At 72.1% G+C, this 18,731-nt stretch carries 19 protein-coding genes; 8 read left to right on the top strand and 11 right to left on the bottom strand.

Going from position 1 to position 18,731, the window contains the following annotated elements:
- Positions 1-72 precede the first annotated feature (72 nt).
- Positions 73-1,146, top strand: a complete 1,074-nt coding sequence (locus tag ACRYCC_RS27970; protein WP_433816678.1) for an alpha/beta fold hydrolase — start codon at positions 73-75, stop codon at positions 1,144-1,146.
- On the opposite strand, the gene ACRYCC_RS27965 is transcribed toward ACRYCC_RS27970, so the two are convergent.
- Positions 1,056-2,825: an MOSC domain-containing protein gene (locus ACRYCC_RS27965; RefSeq protein WP_433816677.1), complete on the bottom strand. Its 1,770-nt coding sequence runs from the start codon at positions 2,823-2,825 to the stop codon at positions 1,056-1,058. The genes ACRYCC_RS27970 and ACRYCC_RS27965 overlap by 91 nt on opposite strands.
- Positions 2,826-3,102: 277 nt before the next feature.
- On the opposite strand from ACRYCC_RS27965, the gene ACRYCC_RS27960 reads away from it, so the two are divergent.
- Positions 3,103-3,894, top strand: coding sequence for a maleylpyruvate isomerase family mycothiol-dependent enzyme (locus tag ACRYCC_RS27960; RefSeq protein WP_433816676.1), 792 nt, complete (start codon positions 3,103-3,105; stop codon positions 3,892-3,894).
- Positions 3,895-3,978: 84 nt separating this feature from the next.
- On the opposite strand, the gene ACRYCC_RS27955 is transcribed toward ACRYCC_RS27960, so the two are convergent.
- Positions 3,979-4,476, bottom strand: a complete 498-nt coding sequence (locus ACRYCC_RS27955; protein WP_433816675.1) for a DUF3291 domain-containing protein — start codon at positions 4,474-4,476, stop codon at positions 3,979-3,981.
- Positions 4,477-4,714: 238 nt separating this feature from the next.
- Here ACRYCC_RS27955 and ACRYCC_RS27950 point away from each other — a divergent pair, with 238 nt between their 5' ends.
- Together ACRYCC_RS27950 and ACRYCC_RS27945 are read left to right on the top strand one after the other, a co-directional pair.
- Positions 4,715-5,158, top strand: coding sequence for a phage holin family protein (locus ACRYCC_RS27950; RefSeq protein ID WP_433816674.1), 444 nt, complete (start codon positions 4,715-4,717; stop codon positions 5,156-5,158).
- 164 nt (positions 5,159-5,322) lie between these two features.
- The gene (locus ACRYCC_RS27945) at positions 5,323-6,021 is read left to right on the top strand and encodes a response regulator (RefSeq protein ID WP_433816673.1); all 699 of its coding nucleotides are present in this window, start codon (positions 5,323-5,325) and stop codon (positions 6,019-6,021) included.
- Positions 6,022-6,031: 10 nt separating this feature from the next.
- Here ACRYCC_RS27945 and ACRYCC_RS27940 read toward each other — a convergent pair whose 3' ends face one another.
- Together ACRYCC_RS27940 and ACRYCC_RS27935 are read right to left on the bottom strand one after the other, a co-directional pair.
- Positions 6,032-6,844: an STAS domain-containing protein gene (locus ACRYCC_RS27940; RefSeq protein WP_433816672.1), complete on the bottom strand. Its 813-nt coding sequence runs from the start codon at positions 6,842-6,844 to the stop codon at positions 6,032-6,034.
- Positions 6,834-7,667: an MEDS domain-containing protein gene (locus tag ACRYCC_RS27935; RefSeq protein ID WP_433816671.1), complete on the bottom strand. Its 834-nt coding sequence runs from the start codon at positions 7,665-7,667 to the stop codon at positions 6,834-6,836. Before ACRYCC_RS27935 ends, ACRYCC_RS27940 begins: the two co-directional genes overlap by 11 nt.
- Positions 7,668-8,043: 376 nt before the next feature.
- On the opposite strand from ACRYCC_RS27935, the gene ACRYCC_RS27930 reads away from it, so the two are divergent.
- Positions 8,044-8,652: a hypothetical protein gene (locus tag ACRYCC_RS27930; protein ID WP_433816670.1), complete on the top strand. Its 609-nt coding sequence runs from the start codon at positions 8,044-8,046 to the stop codon at positions 8,650-8,652.
- A 109-nt stretch (positions 8,653-8,761) separates the two neighbouring features.
- On the opposite strand, the gene ACRYCC_RS27925 is transcribed toward ACRYCC_RS27930, so the two are convergent.
- Positions 8,762-10,429: an MFS transporter gene (locus tag ACRYCC_RS27925; RefSeq protein WP_433816669.1), complete on the bottom strand. Its 1,668-nt coding sequence runs from the start codon at positions 10,427-10,429 to the stop codon at positions 8,762-8,764.
- Between the two features lie 405 nt (positions 10,430-10,834).
- On the opposite strand from ACRYCC_RS27925, the gene ACRYCC_RS27920 reads away from it, so the two are divergent.
- Positions 10,835-12,484, top strand: a complete 1,650-nt coding sequence (locus ACRYCC_RS27920) for a long-chain fatty acid--CoA ligase (protein WP_433816668.1) — start codon at positions 10,835-10,837, stop codon at positions 12,482-12,484.
- A 39-nt stretch (positions 12,485-12,523) separates the two neighbouring features.
- Here the strand turns inward: ACRYCC_RS27920 and ACRYCC_RS27915 are convergent, their stop codons facing one another.
- The 3 genes from ACRYCC_RS27915 to ACRYCC_RS27905 form a co-directional block, all read right to left on the bottom strand.
- The gene (locus ACRYCC_RS27915) at positions 12,524-13,138 is read right to left on the bottom strand and encodes a TetR/AcrR family transcriptional regulator (protein WP_433816667.1); all 615 of its coding nucleotides are present in this window, start codon (positions 13,136-13,138) and stop codon (positions 12,524-12,526) included.
- A gap of 133 nt (positions 13,139-13,271) precedes the next feature.
- Positions 13,272-14,129 (bottom strand): hypothetical protein, encoded by an 858-nt coding sequence (locus tag ACRYCC_RS27910; protein WP_433816666.1) that lies wholly within the window; start codon positions 14,127-14,129, stop codon positions 13,272-13,274.
- A 2-nt stretch (positions 14,130-14,131) separates the two neighbouring features.
- Positions 14,132-14,467: a hypothetical protein gene (locus tag ACRYCC_RS27905; RefSeq protein ID WP_433816665.1), complete on the bottom strand. Its 336-nt coding sequence runs from the start codon at positions 14,465-14,467 to the stop codon at positions 14,132-14,134.
- Here ACRYCC_RS27905 and ACRYCC_RS27900 point away from each other — a divergent pair.
- Together ACRYCC_RS27900 and ACRYCC_RS27895 are read left to right on the top strand one after the other, a co-directional pair.
- Positions 14,466-15,218, top strand: coding sequence for a pentapeptide repeat-containing protein (locus ACRYCC_RS27900; RefSeq protein ID WP_433816664.1), 753 nt, complete (start codon positions 14,466-14,468; stop codon positions 15,216-15,218). The genes ACRYCC_RS27905 and ACRYCC_RS27900 overlap by 2 nt on opposite strands.
- A 96-nt stretch (positions 15,219-15,314) precedes the next feature.
- Complete coding sequence (locus ACRYCC_RS27895; protein WP_433816663.1) at positions 15,315-15,551, top strand: hypothetical protein; 237 nt, start codon at positions 15,315-15,317, stop codon at positions 15,549-15,551.
- A 441-nt stretch (positions 15,552-15,992) separates the two neighbouring features.
- Here the strand turns inward: ACRYCC_RS27895 and ACRYCC_RS27890 are convergent, their stop codons facing one another.
- From ACRYCC_RS27890 to ACRYCC_RS27880, 3 genes are all read right to left on the bottom strand, one after another.
- Positions 15,993-16,958, bottom strand: coding sequence for a TIGR03557 family F420-dependent LLM class oxidoreductase (locus ACRYCC_RS27890; RefSeq protein WP_433816662.1), 966 nt, complete (start codon positions 16,956-16,958; stop codon positions 15,993-15,995).
- A gap of 136 nt (positions 16,959-17,094) precedes the next feature.
- Positions 17,095-17,787, bottom strand: a complete 693-nt coding sequence (locus ACRYCC_RS27885; protein ID WP_433816661.1) for an HAD family hydrolase — start codon at positions 17,785-17,787, stop codon at positions 17,095-17,097.
- 129 nt (positions 17,788-17,916) lie between these two features.
- Complete coding sequence (locus ACRYCC_RS27880) at positions 17,917-18,423, bottom strand: hypothetical protein (protein ID WP_433816660.1); 507 nt, start codon at positions 18,421-18,423, stop codon at positions 17,917-17,919.
- Positions 18,424-18,731 lie beyond the last annotated feature (308 nt).

The following is an 18,731-nucleotide window of genomic DNA, read 5'->3' as shown; positions in this document are numbered from 1 at the left end:
AGCGGCACATCGCGGGCGCCCGGCCGGCGCCGCGATGTGCCGCTGTCGCGTGTCCTGCCGGACACTGGGGTGATGAGCAGCGAGGTCGATCCGTTCGGCGTCCAGGTGGCGCACAGGTCCGGGACGTTCGACACCCCCGACGGCCGAACCGTCGCGTTCAGCCACTACGGCTCGGAAGGCGACGCCCGAGCGGTCTTCCTGTACGGCACGCCGGGAACGCGGCTGCTGTCCCCTCAGTCGCTCGCCGCTCTGAGCCGGCGCGGCGTTCAGCTGCTGGTGCTTGACCGCCCCGGCTATGCAGAGTCCACCCGGCGTCCAGGGCGTCGGGTGGTCGACGTGGTGGACGACGTCGTACGCCTCGTCGACCTGCACGGGTGGTCACGGTTCGCGGTGTGGGGAGGCTCCGGCGGCGCACCGCACGCCCTCGCCTGCGCCGCCGTGCTCCCCGGCCGCGTCGACCGCTGCGCCTCCGTCGTGGGACCGGCGCCCTTCGACGCCGAGGGCCTCGACTGGTTCGGCGGGATGTCGGCGGGCAATGTCGAGGAGTTCTCCCGAGCCGCCTCCGGTGAGGAGTCCTACCGGCCTCTGGTGGAACGCCTCGCCGCGGAGGCCCTGGCCGCCGTGGACGCCGGCGAGCCCCCGGTCTCGCCCGACCATCACCTGCCCGAGGCCGACATCCGCGCGCTGCGGGCCCGGATCGAAGAGCCCGGCCACTCCGAACGGTTTCGTGCCGCGTACGCGGACGGTGTCGACGGCTGGATCGACGACTGCATCGCCATGACCAGGCCGTGGGGCATCGATCTCAGCGGCATCCGGATACCGGTCAGCGTCTGGTACGGACCCGATGACGTGCTCAGCCCTCGCGGCCACGCCGAATGGCTTCCTGTCGCACCTACCGGGCGCAGTACGAAAGGAACTGCCCGGCGGCGGTCATCTCCTCACGGACCAGGACCTCGACGGCATCTACCGCTGGCTGCACCCGTAGCCGGCAATGGGCCGCCGCACGCGTCGGATCACCTCCCTTCGGCGAGCCGGGGCGGAGGTGCGCGGGCGGGTCACAGGTCCAGGACGAGTTCGCCCTGGGGCCGGGAGCAGCAGACCAGGACGTTGCCCTCGGCCGGCTCCTGTACGGGTTCGGGGGAGTAACCGACGGTCCCGGACAGCAGGCCGGTCTCGCAGGTGTGACAGACCCCGGTGCGGCACGACCAGCGGGTCGGCACGTCGCAGGCCTCCGCGAACTCCAGCAGGCTCGGGTACGCGGGGTCCCAGGCGACGGTCAGACCGCTGCGCGCGAAGGAGACGGCGGGGCCGTCGCCCGGGGCTCCCGGGGGCGGGTGGACCGGCCGGGCGGGGACGGCAGCCACGCCGGGGGTCATCGCCGGGCCCGCGCCGAAGACCTCCGTGTGGACGCGGGCGGGGGCCAGGCTGGAGTCGGCGAGGTCGGCGGGAAGCTCGCGCATGAAGGCCGGAGGGCCGCACAGGTAGACGTCGGCGGCCGGCGGGACGCCGAGGCGGCGGAACAGGTCGACCGACAGCCGGCCCGCCGTCGCGTAGTCGACGCCCTGCCGGTCACCGGGCGCCGGGCGGCTGTAGCAGATGTGCTCGTGCGCGTGCGGAAGCCGGGCCAGCAGGTCGCGGCTCTCCTGGGCGAAGGGGTGCTCGGTGCCGTCACGGGTTCCGTACAGCCACCACACCTCCCGCGTGGAGCGGGCGGCGGCGAGTGCGTGCAACATGGCCAGCACCGGGGTGGCGCCGATGCCGGCCGACACCAGCACGGCCGGGGTGCCGGCGGTCTCCAGGGTGAAGACGCCGCGCGGCGCCGCGACGTCGAGGACGTCGCCGGTGCGCAGGTGAGCGCGGAAATGGCCGCTGACCACGCCGTGCGGTTCCTGTTTGACGCTGACGCGGTACACCGCGTCGCCCGGGGGACCCGACAGCGAGTAACTGCGGGTGAGGACGGGGCCGCCGGGCTCCAGGCGCAGCCGGAAGGTGAGGAACTGGCCGGGCAGCGCGGCCGGCAGCGGGGCGCCGTCGACGGCCGCGAGCGTCAGGGAGAACACGCTCCGGCTCTCCTCGTCGATGCGGGTGACCCGCAGCGGCCGGAACCCGTCCCAGGTCGGTGGCGGCCCGGCGGCGGCCGAGCTCAGCCCGGCGTTGCCGGACGGCCCTCCCGGTGCTGCGCCGGCCTGATCGAGCATCGCCCGGAAGGAGGTCTGCCAGCCCGGGCTGAGCGCGCCGATGCGCAGTGCGCGTTCGAGTCGCTCGCGGGAGGGGCCCGGGAGGTACAGCAGGGCGTCGATCTCCGCGACGGTCATGCCCTCCGGGCCGGACGCGATCTTGACGATCTCCTGGCCCGCCTCCACCGGCCCCTCGGTGAGGACCCGCAGGTAGAAGCCGGGGCGGCGATGGGACACCAGCAGGGAGGCCATGCGCGGCTCGCCCAGCCGCAGGCCGACCCGGTAGCAGGTGACGCGCGGCTGGGTGACCTCGAACACCGCGCCGCCGATCCGGTACCGGTCTCCGACGCACACCTCGTCGTCGGGGAGCCCCTCGACGGTGAAGTTCTCGCCGAACTGCCCGTACTCGAAGTCGTCGCGTCCGAGCTCCTCCTGCCAGTGACGGTAGGAGTCGAGCTGGTAGACCAGCACCGCACGCTGCTCGCCGCCGTGACCGGCGAGATCTCCCTGACCGTCCCCGTCGATGTTGAGCCGCCGCACCATCCGGGGGCCGGTGACGGGCCGCTTCCACACGCCGGTGTGCACCGTCGTGCCGTGCCACGGGACGTCCTGCGGCAGACCCACGTTGACTGCCAGAAGTGCGGCCATGCGCCCTCCCCAGGTCGTACCTCTCGGCGCGCGTCGTCCGGGGCCCGGGCCGGGAGAACCAGCGGGAACATCTGTTCCCCACACCCTATACAGACCATCACCGCAGGTCAGAGCCTGGTACGACGCCGGCGGCCGCACGCTGGTGCGCATCCGCGCCGAGGGATTCGGGAGGCGGGACCCGCCATACAACTTGATACTTCAACTTATGCGGTACTAGCTTCACTGGAGGTGCCCCGCACCGAAGCGGAACCTGTGCCCCGACCCCCGGAGACCACCGATGACCGATCGAGCCGACCAGACGATCAAGGCTTTGCGCACCGGCCACGACGAGCTCACAGCTCTCGTGGGCGGCTTCACCGCCGACGACCTCATCCGCGGATCGGGGGCCTCACAGTGGGACATCTCGCAGGTGCTGAGCCATCTGGGCAGCGGTGCCGAGATCGGCCTGGCGACGCTCGAGGCCGCGCTCGACGCCACCGGCGCCCCCGGGCACGAGTTCAACCAGAAGGTCTGGGCGCGGTGGGACGCGATGTCGCCCGCCGAGCGTGCCGAGGGTTTCGTGCGGGCGAACGAGACGCTCGTGCGCCGGTACGAAGAGCTTGACGCACCGACCCGGGAGCGGCTGCGGATCGACTTCGGCTTCCTGCCCGCCCCGGTGGACGTGGCCACCGCCGCCGGTCTGCGCCTCAGCGAGTTCGCCCACCACTCCTGGGACGTCAGGGTCGGGTTCGACCCGGCGGCGACCCTGGCCCCGGAGGCGACCGAGCTGCTGATCGACCAGGCCGGCATGCTGATCGGCTTCATCGGCCAGGCCGGCAACCTCGCCGGCCGCCCGGTGACCATCGCGGTGCGGACCACCTCCCCGCAGCGTTCCCTGGGCCTCGACGTCCGGGACGCGGTCGCCCTCGTCGATGCCCCCGACCAGCCCGACGGGGAGCTCACCGCTCCCGCGGAGTGGTGGCTGCGCCTGGTCTCCGGCCGGCACGCCCCCGAGCACACCCCGGCGGGCGTACGGCTGACCGGCGCGGTCAGCCTGGACGACCTGCGCAAGGTCTTCCCCGGCTACTGACGCCCCGACCCGGTGCCGCGGCGACCGGATCGCGCTCGTCCGCGGGCGCGGGGTCGTCGCGGCCCGCGCCGGGACCATCGCCCGTCAGCACGTCCGGGGTCGCAGGCCGCCGGCACGGACGCGTTGGACCGGCCGGCCGGCGGGGTCGAACTGCTGCAGCAGCGAGAACGCCACCGGGGTGGGCCCGTGCTCACGCAGGTGCGCCAGCCGCCGGAGCGCCTGATGGACGGTGGGGCGTTGGCCGAGGCCGACCCACCACAGCGCGGTGGACGGCTGCGGCGTGGGCAGGAGCCACCGCTCCCGCTGCCGCAGCAGGGCACCGTGGGCGCTGCGGTAGGCGAAGGCGTGCAGCGACGCGTAGTCGGCCCAGACCGAGATGTTGATCACCAGATGCTCCACGCCGTCGGCGCTCTCGGTGACCATCGTGGTGTGCCCGTCCGGCGTGCGCAGCCGCCAGACGAACCCCGGAGCCTCGTCGGCCAGCCGGGCGATCGGGTCGAACGCGTCCGCGAACCGGGCCATCACCGGGTCGTCCAGCGACGCCCGCATGATCGCGACGTTCACCTGTGCCAGCTCACGCACAGCACAACCGTACAGACCGCCGGGCGTCGTCGCGGCCGGTACCGCAGACCGCTCACCAGCGCACTCGCCGGTACGGCCGCCGGCAGCGGGACGGCGATCTCAATCGGCCGGCCGCCGTCGGCCGGACGGGCCCGGGGGGCGGTGACCGGTAAGCCGATTCGGGCGGTGATGGCCGTTTAGCGGGGTGAGGTGGGGAACGGAGACTGCACCATCCCCCCGGGCGAGGAGCTGAGCTTCGATGACCGCGACACCACCGGACGCAGCCGGCCAGACCGGACCCGAGACCACCACCGCCACCGGTTCCGAGCCGGTGGGCGAGCTGGTCAAGCAGGCCACGGAGCAGGTCTCCCTGCTCGTGCGCCAGGAGCTGCGGCTGGCGGTCGCCGAGATCAAGGACAAGGGCCGGCACGCCGGGATCGGCGCCGGCCTGGTCGGCGGAGCGGGCCTGGTCACGGCGTACGGAGTCGCGGCGGTGCTGGTCGCGGCGATCGCCGCACTGGCGATCGCCCTGCCGCTGTGGGCGGCGGCGCTGATCGTGGGCGCGGTGCTGCTGGCGGTCGCCGCCGGCCTGTCGCTGACCGGCCGTGGTCAGATCGCGCAGGCCCTGCCGCCGGTCCCCCAGCAGGCGATCGACAGCACCCACCAGGACGTCACCGAGATCAAGGAGAGGGCACACCGATGAGCACCGGGCGCGGTGGACCGGGCGGCCTTGCCCGGGTGACCGCGGCCAAGGCGAAGACCGGGGACGCCCGTGCCATCGCCAGGAGCACGGCCGGGTCCGGCCGCTGACCCCGCACCCGAACGGCCCGCATGGCCGATGCCGCCGAGGTGGCTACGCTGACCCGAATGAGCCCTCCCATCCGCGTCCTCATCGTCGACGACGACGCGCTGGTCCGGGCCGGCCTGTCGATGATCCTGGCCGGCGCCGAGGACATCGAGGTGGTGGGCGAGCTGGGCGACGGCGCCGAGGTCGTCGCCGCGGTCGGCCGGCACCGCCCCGACGTGATCCTCATGGACATCCGGATGCCGCGGGTGGACGGGCTGGCCGCCACCGAACTGCTGCGTGCACGCCGTTCTGGGGCGGCGGGCCCCGTCGCCGGGGACGCGGAGCCGGTCCCTGAGATCATCGTCCTGACGACGTTCGACACCGACGATCACATCCTTCGGGCACTGCGCGCCGGTGCGAGCGGATTCCTGCTCAAGCACACTCCGCCGCCCGAGATCGTACGCGCGATCCGCCAGGTCGCCGCGGGCGAGCCGATGCTCTCACCGGCCGTGACGCGGCGGATGATGTCCTATTTCGCGGCCTCCGGAACGGATCCCCGGCGGGCCAGGGCGCGGGACGCGCTCGGCCGGCTGAGCGCGGGCGAGCGTGACGTGGCGAGGCTGATCGGCCAGGGCAAGGCCAACGGCGAGATAGCCCGGGAGCTGTCGGTGAGCGTCGCCACGGTGAAGGCGTACGTGTCGCGGGTGCTGACCAAGCTGGAGCTGAACAACCGGGTCCAGATCGCCCTGCTGGTCCACGATGCCGATCAGGCGGGCTGACCGGGCTGGATCAGGAGGGCGCCGACAGACCGCGTACGGCCTGCCGGGCCGTCTCGGCCAGAACGAAGCGGTCGGTGAGTCCCATGGTGCGCAGCCGCCGCCTGAGCTGCTCGGACAGGCCCGCGAGGACCAGCTTGGCGCCCGCGGCGGTGTTGATGCGCTGCTGTGCGGTGATGAGGGCGGCGATACCGGAGGAGTCCCAGAACGTGAGCCGGGTCAGGTCGAGCACCAGGCGGGGGGTGGGCGTGGCGTCGATGGCCGCGCTGATGGTGACGGTCAGCTCGGGGGCGGACCGCAGGTCCAGCTCGCCGGCGACGGTCAGCACCGTGCAGTGGCCGAGGTCGTCCTGGCGGACCTCGAACTCCGAGCGCCGGTCGGGTGGCCCGAGGGTGAGGCTGATCGCGGCGATGGTGCCGTACGGGCCGGTCTGCAGGTGCATGTGGTCGGCCAGCCGGCGCACCAGCCACAGGCCGCTGCCGGGCGTGGTGCCCCACAGCGCCGTGGTGTCCTGCTCGTCCGAGCTCGGGTCCGGGCCCTCGTCGCTGACCTGGCAGTGCAGGACCTGGTCGTGGTTCCAGAGGCGCAGCCGGCCCGCGCCGCCACCGTGCCGTACGGCGTTGGCGGCGAGTTCGTGGGCGGCGGCGACCAGATCGCTCACGCGGCCCTCGGACAGCCCGGCGTGCGTGGCGTGCGCGGCCACGGCCGATCGCAGCGAGTACAGCGTGTCGCCGTCGAAGGCCTGATCCAGCAGTGGCTTGGTGGACGCGAGGTCCGTGGGCTCCTTGGTCTGGTTTGCGCGGTCGCGCGACATGTCACCGGTCATTGACGGTCACCACACTGACGCCGGGTAGCTCGGTGGCGCCCAGATAGACGAACTTCGGGGCGACCGCCGGACTGCACCGCAGAGTCGTCGCGCGGGGCGGGGAGAGGCTGCGCGCGGCGTCGAGGATCATTCGGGTACAGGAAACGTCGATGAACGACAGCTCGGCCATGTTGATGGTGATGTCCCCCTTCAGCCGGATGGCCTCCGCCAGCGCCACCGCCAGCGGCTCGGCGGCGAGGTGGTCGATCTCCCCGGCGAGCCGTATCCCCGAGGGCGCGTACTGCCGGCAGATCCGCAGCACCGCGTCGTGATGGTAGGTGGCCGCCGCGACCGAACGGGTATGGCTGGCGGCGACCGAGGCCAGCGTCACCGGGTCGAACCGGTCCCGGTCGTACTGGCACAGCACCGACACCGGCGTGCCCGCCAGGACGGCGGCGACCTTCTCCTCGAACCCCGGCAACTGCTCGATCCCGGCGACGGGGCGCAACGCCCAGCTCATGTCCACCGCCACCCGCAGTCCCGGGTAGCCCTCCCGCCGGAACGCCGCGACCTGGCCGTTCAGCCAGGCCATCGCGTGCTCGGTGTCGAAGACCTGCTCGGTCAGCAGGCCGGTCTCGTTCTCGGCCACGACCATCTGCCCCGCCGCGGCCGGCGCCTCGACCGCCACCCCCCGGTGTGCGAGCTCGGTGAGCGCCAGGAGCGGCGGCGAATCGCTCAGCCAGACCACCTTCAGCCCGTCCGCCAGCCCGTCACGGACGAACGCCGCGGTGAGATCGAACAATTCCTCGGCCTCACAGAACGTCAGGCAAGCATGATCGTCCACTGTGAGATCCGTGATCTGCGTGTCAGCGCCGACCGTCACGCACCACCTCCGATCTGGCCGCTCCTGCGTCCCGGCCTGTACCGGACCGCCGGACAGCGAACCGTCACCGCACCGTAGCGCGTCATCCGTTCGAGCTGCTCCCAGGCGCCATCACGGGTCAGGCTGCGTGGGTTCCCCCATTTGACGGCATCAAACACCCCTATCCCCACAACCCCGCAAAGACCAGCTCACATCAGGGGCTTCCACCCTTCAGATGATGGCCCGCCCCCCGAGCGGGGGAGCCGGTTCCCCTCCCGGCGGGAACCGCGCCGTACCCCCTTTCTCCAGGATGGTGCGCAGAGCCGGCGGGCGGCTCGCCACGCGGAAGGGAAATGCCGTGATCGAGCTCATCGAGGCGACAGCGGATCGGCAGAACACCCCGGGCACCACCGGCACCGCGAGCACCACGGGCTCGGCGCGCACCACGGGCTCCGCCGGGGACCGTCCTGTACGGGGACTGACCGTGATCATCGGCCTGTTCGTCATCGTCGTCATGGGATTCGTGGTCGCCAAGCCGTTCACCGGCCAGGCCTACACCGCGACCGACGCGATCGTCGTGGGCGCCTCGGCGCTGCGGGCTCTCACGCTGGCCATGGCCTGGGCGGCCGTGCGGCCCTGGGGGCGTCATGTGCCCGGCCCGCTGCTGCTCGGCGGGCTGTGGGGGGCGGCCGGCTGCCAGATCCTCTATCCGGCGGCGGAACTGCTCATCAAGCTCCTGGTCATCGTGGGCATCGCGCCGGAGACCTCGCTCGGCGCCACCCACACCTCCTGGGTGAGCTGGTTCAACCTCGCGATGACCGTCCTGATCTGGGGAGTGCCCGGCCTCCTGCTGGCCCGGATCGCCCGGGACTACCGGCGCCGCACCCGGGTGCCCCTCATCTGGGCGCTGCTCGGGGTCCCCGGCGGCATCGCCTTCGTGTGCCTGCTCGGCGTCCTCATCGGCTAGATCGGCACGCGCCGACCCGGTGGCAGGCGATCAGTTCGCCGCCACCGGGCCGGATGCGCCGGGTCCCGCCAGGCCGAAACGGCCGGGCAGAACCCCCGGGCAGAACCCGTCAGGCCGGTTCGTGCGTGAGCCGGTCGAGCTCCTCCTCGAGCATCCGCTCGTGGGCCTCGGCGTCCTCGCGGGCGCGGCGCGGGCTCCACCGGCCGGCCATCACGAAGATGAACGGCACGAAGAGGAGCTCGCCGCCCAGGCAGACCCACCACCAGTGCTGCCACTGGGACGGGTTCTTCTTCGCGGCGTGCTCGACCGTCGCACCGTACTTCGTGAGCACCGCGAGCTGGGGACCGGCCTTCTGCACCGTGGCGAGATCGGCCAGCCCGACCTCCTGCGCCGCCCGCTGCTGGACCGCCGCCGGCGCCTGGCCGGGCGGGTACTTGCCCAGCTCGGCGAACACCTGCGGATGCGCCTTGATGACGGCCAGCGCGGGTGCCGCCTCCTTGGCCGCCTCGGTCACCTGGGCGCCGTGGCCGACCAGCGGGGTCACGCTGGTCACCACGAGCGGCAGGCAGGCGGCCGAGACCGCGACGACCAGCCGGATGATCCAGCCCCAGATCGCCAGCCCGGTCGCGGTGGCGGCCGGGTTGTGCTTCTCCACCGTCTCGGTGAAGCTCGCCATCCACGGCGCGTAGGTGATCCCTCCGGCGACGCCGATCCCGGCGGCCAGCAGCGCGAAGGTGTAGTAGCCGGTGCCGGGCTCGGTGGCCCGCAGGGCGAAGGCGATCAGCACGGCCATCGAGGCGACTGCGCCGGCGAGCATGAAGGGCTTGCGCACCTTCAGCCGGTCGGAGATCAGGCCGACGACGACCAGGCTCACCGCGTTGGCCGCCCAGTACCAGTTGAGGACGGCGTTGGCCCGGGCCACGGAGTACCCGAACACCGTGGTGAAGTAGATGACGAACGAGCCGACCGCCGCGAAGTAGAGCAGCAGGAACACGCTGATGGCGAAGGCGGAGCCGATGACGTCCAGGCGGAGCATCTGCCGCCAGTGGCCGCGCAGTGCCTGCTCGGTGTCCAGCCCCTTCGCCCGGGCCTCGACCAGCGCGCGATCCCGCAGGCTGACCATGATCTGGTCGCGCAGCTGCGGCGACAGCTCACGCAGCCCCGCGAGGGCGAGCACGAAGACCAGCAGGCCGGAGATCCCGGCGTACGTGATCTCGTCCTGCCAGGTCGTGGAGCCGTGGAAGGTGTTGCTGGTCACGACCGTGACGACGAGGCTTCCGATGACCGGCCCCATCGTCCAGTACCCCATCGCCGAGGCCCTGCCGAGCTGCGGGGAGAAGTCCCGGACGAGCGCCGGGGTGGCGACCAGGATGATGCCCTCGACGAACCCGATCAGGGCGCTGACGACGATGAACGCCCACTTGTCGGGCGCGTGCGGCAGCGCGAAGGTGACCAGGAGCCCGGTGACGAGGAGCCCGTAGATCACCAGGTTGGCGCGGCCCCACCGGTCGGCCAGCCCGGCGAGCAGCGAGGAGAAGGCCCCGACCGCGTTGCCGACGACCGAGACCCAGATGAAGAACGTGAAGCTCATCTCGTAGTGCGTGATGATCGGTGTCGCCACCGCGAACTGCACGTAGAGCTGGTAGTAGAGCGAGATGGTGGCGAGGACGACGATGGCCAGATAGAGGTAGCGCCGGTTGTTGTCGGGGTAGTGCGAAAGCTGCCGATCCCAGATACGGGCCGCGAGCGTGGGGGTCTGCGGCGATGACGAGGTCATCGTGCCTCCTGCGGGTGCGAGCGGGGCCGGCCAGGACGTCGCTCGACGCGGTGTCGGGAGGCACCGCACGACGGCATGGCTCGGTACAGGCGGTATGCCGTCGGCCGGCTGCACCGGTCGTACGGCTATCGGGGTGGGCCTGGTCGGAGGGGATTCCTGTCGCGGGTGCGCACCGCTGGGTGGACCATACGGTGATAGAAGTCACAAATCAATAGTCGTAAATCCAGAACCGCCACCGATCCGGTAAACCCATACCGACCAGGCGGTATGGGACGTTCGGCCAGCGTTGACGGAAGCCACATCGCCGTCCTACCGTGAAACCGACCGGTCGGTATGCCCCTGGGTGACGCGAGCCGGTGAGCCTCGCGCCCCGGGGCCCGACCACGAGACGGCCAAGGAGCCCCCATGATCGTCAGCACGATGCAGGACGTGCCGCTCACGATCACCGCGATCCTGCGGCACGGCACCCGCGTGTACGGCGGGAGCGAGTGCGTGACGTGGACCGGCACCGGCACCCGGCGGGCGACCTTCCGGCAGATCGCGGCCAATGCCGGGCGGCTGGCCGCCGCGCTGACCCGGCTCGGGGTACGGCCCGGCGACCGGGTGGCGACGTTCGCCTGGAACAGCCAGGAGCACCTGGAGGCCTACTTCGCCGTGCCGTGCATGGGCGCCGTGCTGCACACGCTGAACATCCGGCTCTTCCCCGAGCAGCTGAGCCACATCATCGGGCACGCCGAGGACAGGGTCGTCATCGTGGACGACACCCTCGTGCCGCTGCTGGCCCGGGTCGTGGGCGAGCTGCCGACGGTGGAGACCTTCATCGTCGTCGGCGACCGGGACGCCTCCGTCCTGGCCTCCGGAGGCGCGCGGGTGCTGAGCTACCACGACCTGCTCGCGGCGGAGGAGCCCGGCTTCGACTGGCCCGAGCTGGACGAACGCTCGGCGGCGGCGATGTGCTACACCAGCGGGACCACCGGGGATCCCAAGGGCGTGGTCTACTCCCACCGCTCGACCTTCCTGCACGCGCAGGCGCTGCTGTCGGCGACGCTGGTGGGGATCACCGAGGCCGACCGGGTGCTGGCGATCGTGCCGATGTTCCATGTCAACGCCTGGGGGCTGCCGTACGGCGCGTTCCTGTCCGGTGCGACCCTGCAGATGCCCGGGCCGTTCCTCCAGCCCGAGCACCTGACCCGCTGCATCGCCACCGAGCGGACCACCGTGGCCTCCGCCGTGCCGACCATCTGGAACGCCATCCTCAACCTCGGTGAGCAGCAGGACCTGGACCTGTCGTCGCTGCGCGCCGGCACCTCCGGCGGCGCCGCCGCGCCCCGCGTACTGCTGGAGCGCTTCGAGGAGCAGTACGGGTTGCGGATCGTCCAGGGCTGGGGCATGACCGAGACCAGCCCGCTGGGCGGCATGGCGTTCCCGCCTCCCGGGGTCGAGCCCGGCTCCACCGAGGACATGGACTGGCGGATGAAGTCGGGCCGGGTCGCGGCCGGGGTGGAGATGCGCATCATCGGCGAGGACGGCACCGAGCTGCCCTGGGACGGCCGGTCGGTCGGCGAGATCGAGGTGCGCGGACCGTGGATCACCGGCTCGTACTACCGGGACCCCGCGCCGGAGAAGTTCCACGACGGATGGCTGCGGACCGGCGACATCGGCACCATCGACGACCGCGGCTACTTCCAGATCACCGACCGGATCAAGGACGTCATCAAGTCCGGCGGCGAATGGATCTCCTCGGTGGAGCTGGAGAACCACCTGGCGGCCCATCCCGCGGTCCTCGAGGCGGCGGTGATCGGGGTGCCCGACGCCCGCTGGGACGAACGGCCCCTGGCATGTGTGGTGCTCAGGGACGGCATGACGGCGACGGCGGCCGAGCTCGCCGCCTTCCTCGCCGATCGGGTGGCCCGCTGGCAGGTCCCGGAGAACTGGGCCTTCCTCGACGAGATCCCGAAGACGACCGTGGGCAAGTTCGACAAGAAGCCGCTGCGCGCACGGCTGCGGGCGAACGAACTGACCGTACAACGACTCACCCGCGAGCCCCAGAGCTGACCGCTGACGGGCGGGCCGGTGGGGGCTGGTCGGGCGCGGTCAGCCCGCGCGGACGCCGTCCATCAGCAGGTCGACGTAGTACTTGCTGACGGCCTCGGCGCTGAGCCGGCCGCCCGGGCGGTACCAGTTGCCGATCTGGTTGAGCGCGCTGAGGAAGTAGTGGACGGCGATGTCGGCCGGGATGTCGCAGCGCAGGATGCCCTCCCGCTGCCCCTCCTCGACGAGGGCGAGGAACCGGTCGTGGTAGCGGCGCCGCTCGGCGCGCACCGTCGCCTGCTTCTCCTTGGGCAGCATGTGCATGGACCGGAAGAAGACAATCAGCTCGTCGAGGTGCAGGAAGCTGGTCTCGATGACGTCGGAGGCGGCCGCGCGCAGGCGCTCCTCGACCGATCCGGTGCCTTCCGCGAGCTGCTCCAGGCGCTTCATCTGCATGGCGAGAAGCCGATGATAGATCTCGAACAGCAGCTCGTCCTTGGACGCGAAGTAGTGGTACATCGCCCCCTTGGTCACCCCGGCGGCGGAGACTATCTCCTGGACCGAGGTGCCCTCGAAGCCCTTCTCGGCGAACAGGCAGGTCGCCACGCTCAGCAGACGTTCCGGGATGGCGACCGCACGCCCCCCATCCGCGATGCGCCTGGAGGAGGTACCTGTCATGACGTCACCGATCCTCTGCTGCGGCTCTGCGTCGCGTCGTTGACGATCGTACAGCGGGTTCCCCCAGTGAATCATACCGACCAGTCGGTATGAGCCCGGCCGATATCGTCCGATTTGCCGGAGATGTAGGAGTTCAGCCGGGACGTCCCGGACCGGCGGTGCTCCTGGTCACGCCCGTCGTCGCGGGCGGGGTGCGGGGCGCGGTACGGGACGTGGTGCCGGGCGTGGTCGGTGCCGCCGGGCCGGCCGACGCGGTGGCCGAGGGGGTGATGACCGGCAGGAGCGGTCCGGCCGGGGCGGAGAGGCCGGATGCGGCCGAAGTGGCGGAGGCGCCGGCGATGCGGCGGATCACCGGCTTGGACCCGATGACCCGGCGGATGCGTTCGACGGCACGGCCCGGATCTCCGGAGACCGCCATGACCAGTCCGTTGCCGTAGGGCACGCCGATCCGCTCCCCGGTCCTGGAGCTGACGATCATGTCGATGCCGGGAACGGTGGTGGCCAGCCCGGCGATCCGTACGGTCGCCCAGCCGGCGGGGACCGTCGCCTCGAGCGGCAAGTGATGGCGTATGCCGACCTCATGGCTGACCAGCGCGCCGCCCTGGCCCACGGCGGTCCACACCGCGTCCGAATCCTGGGTCTGCGCCGGGGTGAAGGGGCGGTACGTCGACGGATCGATCGTCGCCGTGGGGATCTGCTGTTCGTAGACCTGGACCAGCCCGTACCCGATCAGCGCCAGCCCGGTCACCCCGGTCACGTGGCGCAGCCGCTCCACGTCGCTCGCGCTGAACGGCGTGTCCTGGTTGACGAGCAGGCCGGGCCGCACCGGGGCCGGCGGCACGCCGGCCCGCGCGGGGGTCGCCGAGCCGGGCGCCCGCCCGGCGGCCGCCGGAGCCGAGGCCTCCTCACACCCCGTCAGGCCGCTGAGCGCCACGGCCCCGCACACGAGGACGACCGCCGCGCGCCGCCGTCCGGCGCGCCGCACGGTCACCCTCACTTTTCCGCCACCGGCCGCGGATGGCGCCGGCGTACGGCCACGCGGGCCACCCGGCCGGCAAAGGCCACCGCGACCAGCAGCACCGCCACGGCCCCGAGGAGGAAGCCGAAGCCCCGGCCGCTGAGATCCTCGTCGGAGTAGTCCGCCGAGCGCACCACCACGTCCGGTGGAACCACCTTCGGAGCACCCGGCTGGACCGCCGCGCCGGATTCCGCGGAGTCCAGGGGCACGAGCGGTACCCGGTCCACCTGGGACAGCACCCGGCTCTTACCCGGAGCCGGCGCGGGAAGGGCCGGCGCGCCCGGCGCCGGCACCGCGGGCGCCGCGACCATGGGCGCCGGGACGGCGGGCGCGGGGACCCCGGGCGCGGGGACCCCGGGCGCGGGGACCCCGGGCGCCGCGACCGCGGGCGCGGGAAGTCCTGGCGCCCGTACGGCGGGCGCCGCGGAGGCGTGGATCTTCGGCTTCACCACCGGCGCCTTGGCCACCGGGGCCTTCGCCACCCGCGGACGGGCCGCCGGAGCCTTGGCCACCGGCGCCTTGCCCACCGGCGGGCGCGCTGCCGGAGCCGGGGTGACCGGACGGGCGACCGGCGCAGGGGTGATCGGTGCCCGGCTGATCGGAGCCCGGGTGACCGGTGCCCGGCTGATCGGAGCCCGGCTGATCGGAGCCCGGGTGACCGGAGCCCCGCTGATCGGAGCCCGGGTAACCGGAGCCCGGGTAACCGGGTGGGAGACCGCGGCCAGGCGGGGCGGCACCCGGACGGTGGCCCGGCAGGAGGGATCGACGGGTTCGTGGCCCGCCCCGTCCGCGGGACAGTTGGACCGCGGTCCCTTCGTGGTCAGCTCGCCGGACAGCACACCACCCCGGTCGCCGGGCCGCACCCTGACCAGGAACGTGGCGGTCTGGGGCGTCTTCTCGAGGTCGAGCCGCCAGACCAGCGCCCGGCGTCCCGTGGTCCCCTGCCCCGTCGTCAAGGCCGGCCGACCGACCAGCCAGGCGTCACCGGCCGGGCACGTCAGACGAGCGGTCACGGTGATGCCGTGCTGCGGGCCCCGCACGGAACGGGCATCGATGCGGTAGCGGACCAGGTCACTCGTGGCACCGCGCGCCTGGGCGGTCAGCCGCACCTGGACGGGGACGGCCACTCGCAGCGGCGCGGTCAGGCCCAGGAGGTCGGTGACCGGCTCCCGGGCGGGGCCGGCCGAGCGGGCGGGCCGGGCGGGGGCGGCCGAGCGGGCGTGCCGGGCGGGCGGCGCGGACGGGCACCGCGTCGCCGCGGGCACCGTCTTACGCCGGGGTGCGGACGGATCGCTCTGCGCCCACGCGCAGGTCGCCGCCGTGGTGACCGCCACGGCGGCGGTGGTCAGCGGCACCACGGCCCTGGTCATCTTGCGCTGCATGTCGTCCCTCTGATCGCTCCGGTCGGCCGTGCCTGTGTCGAACGGGTGCCGCCGGCCACCGCGACCGGCCGCCCGGGCACACCCGGCGAACGGCCGCTGATCGCATTTCCGGCGACGCGACGGTGACCGGCCCCGGATTCAGGGCATCGGGCTTCTGCCGGTCAGCGGGCCATGACCTGGTGGGATCCACGCATCGGTCGAAAGGCGGCCGCGCCCTGATGCCGCACTCTCAGCGCCCTGGAATTCCTCGAATCGTGGAACCATAACAATGGACCCGAAGACTCGGCCGGGCATTCACGCCAACGAACGGCCAAGGCTCTTCCAGGAAAGCGCCGCGACCTCACGAATGGGTTTTCGCCGCAATTCTTTGACGAACCGGCATTTCCCGGCGGCCGGCGGGCACCCGCCCATGACCGGACGGCAGCGGACCGGCTCCTCCGCGGCCGGACCCGTATCAGCTCCGGCTCAGCGCGCTCAGCGGCTCGCGCAGCTCGTTGGCGAAGAACTCGAAGAAGCCGTCCATGTCCGGCCCCGCGTTAATGAGCGCGAGGTGGTCGAAACCGGCGTCGACGAACTGCTGGGCCACCTCGAGGTGGCGCGGGACCTCGGGGCCGCAGCCGAACGACCGGCGTACCTCGTCCTCGGTCACCGAGGCCGTCGCCGCCTCGAAGTTGATCGGGTTGGGCAGCTCTGACTGGACCTTCCAGCCGGTCAGCCCGAACCGGAACAACCGGTGCGCCGACCCTGCCGCGGTGTCCTCGTCCTTGGCCCACGACAGCGGCACCTCGGCGTATCGCAGGCCGTCGCCGCCCGCCTGCTCGTACGAGCTGTTCAGCTCGGGTTCGGGCTCGGTGACGAAGATGCCGTCGCCGAGCTCGGCGGCGATGCGAGCCGACCGCTCGCCCCCGCTGGCCACCACGATCGGCGGCGGCTCCGGAGGGAGGTCGAACACTCGTGCGTCGTCGAGGGTGAGGTGCTTGCCCTCGTACGACTGGTATCCACCCGACCACAGCAGCCGGATGATCTCCAGTGCCTCGCGGAGCATCTCGTGCCGCACGGTCACCGAGGGCCATCCGCCGCCGACGACGTGCTCGTTGAGCCGTTCGCCGGCACCGAGTCCGAGGGTGAAGCGCCCTTCGGACAGCAGTGCCGTCGTGGCCGCGGCCTGCGCGATGATCGCCGGGTGATAGCGGATGAACGGGCACGTCACCCCGGTGGCCAGCCCGATCCGGCTGGTGCGCTCCGCCGCGGCGGCCAGCATCGACCAGGCGAAGCCCGAGTGCTGCTGGCTGTAGAGCCAGGGATGATAGTGATCGCTGATCTCGACGAAGTCGAAGCCCGCCTGCTCGGCCGCGGCGGCCTGCCGGACCATCTCCCGCGGAGAGTACGCCTCGGCGATGAGCTTGAACCCGATCTTCATGTCGTCCTCTCCCAGCAGGTAGGGCGCGGCCGGCCGGAGAGTCCGCGCGGCGCGTTGGAGGCCTACCCTGGACCGTTCCGGTCATGCCCTGGGCCGGTGTCTCCGCGATCACCCGGTGTGCGTGGGAGGGGGCGCCTCAGAAGTGGTCCAGCAGCTCCCGGAAGCGCTCCAACCTGAGCACCCGTTCGTCATCGGGGTCGACTTCGCTGTGCTCGAGCACCCAGGTGTTGTCGTTGGGGATGAAGACGGCGTTCATGCCGGCGTGCCGGGCCGGGTTGATGTCCGACTTCGGGGAGTTGCCGATCATCCAGCTCGTCGCGGGCGTCAGGCCGTGCTCCCGGGTCAGCCACCGGTAGGTGTCGACGTTCTTCTCCGGCACGATGTGGATGCTGCGGAAGTGGTGTGCCAGCTGTGAGGCGTCGAGCTTGCGGCGCTGCTCGTCCGCGTCGCCCTTGGTGAGCAGGAGCAGGTCATGCCGGCCGCCGAGGTCGGCCAGCGTCTCGGCGACGCCGGGGATCAGCTCGACGTGCCGCTCGACCAGCGCCGACGCCAGCCCGTCGATCTGCTGCCGCTCCTCCTCGGTCGCGGGTCGCTCACGCAGCCGCTCGAAGCACTCGCCGAGGCTGCGCAGGAAGATCTTGCTGCCGTACCCGTGGGCGACCGCGTTCGCCGCCTCGATGTCGTCGAGGATGGTGCGGAGCTCGTCCTTGCCGAGCGTCGGGTGGTCCAGCCAGTCCAGGTAGTCGTCGATGACGCGCTCGAAGATGACGTTGTTCTCCCAGAGGGTGTCATCGGCGTCGAAGATGAGCACCTGGCCCTTGACTCGCATGTCCTACCTCCGTGAACGCCGTTGTCCGACCCTATGGCCGATCAGCATGGTGACCTGCCTGGCGGCCCGCAAACGGATTTCGGGCCTGGAGTGACGCCGGTGGGCGGGTCGGTGGCATCCGAGGGCGTCCTATCGGTTTCCGTCGTGGTGCTGCCACCACCACGGCGGCGGCCGATCGTGCCGGGGGCGCGGCCAGTGACCCGGCCACTGACGTGGCCAGTGACCCGGCCAGTGCGGTGTCGCGGACGTGGGGCGTACCGCCGGAGGGCGCGTCGGCCGGGGAGACGGGGAGACGCGGTCCGACCGGGCGGCCGTGCGCGCGGACGGGCGGGGCGACGGGCGGACGGTACGAACCGGACGGACGCGCGGGGTGCGCACCGGCGCGGCGGTGGCGGGGGCCTTCATCGCCTGCCGCTCGGGACCGGCGGAGGGTGATCCGCCGCGGCCGAACACGCCCGACCCGGCCAGCAGGGACCCGATGAGCACCAGCATCGCGAGCCCACCGGCCAGGAACACGGCGGCGCGGCTGAAGCTCGTCCGCTCCAGCCAGCCGTAGACCACCGCCCGCAGCCGCCCGGTCCGCTCCGGCTCGGGCGCGGGCCCCGGATCAGATTCATCGCGATGTCGTCCGCCCATGAGGCAGCACCATAGTGATCGACGACCGGAATGGCGCCCTGAAACACCGCCACGGTCCAAAGCTGGCCATCACTGGCATAACCGGCATAGATCAGCGGACCTCGCGGACGAAAGCGGCCCACCCCGTATCCGGCGGCCAGAAGATCGGCGGCCGGGAGAAGACCGGAAGGAGAAGGCCGGAACGTCACCCGGGGGCCAGTGACGTTCCGGCCGGCGCGGAGGACTGGGCGGGCGGGCGGCCAGTCCTGTGCCACCTGCTCCTTACACGCCGCACCGGATCGAAAGGTTGTCAGCGTCCCGCGAACTTT

It is taken from the genome of Actinomadura scrupuli (assembly GCF_050971785.1).
Lineage (GTDB): Bacteria > Actinomycetota > Actinomycetes > Streptosporangiales > Streptosporangiaceae > Actinomadura_E > Actinomadura_E scrupuli.
Note: the sequence above shows the minus strand (reverse complement) of the source record. Positions and strands in the feature narration are given on the sequence as shown.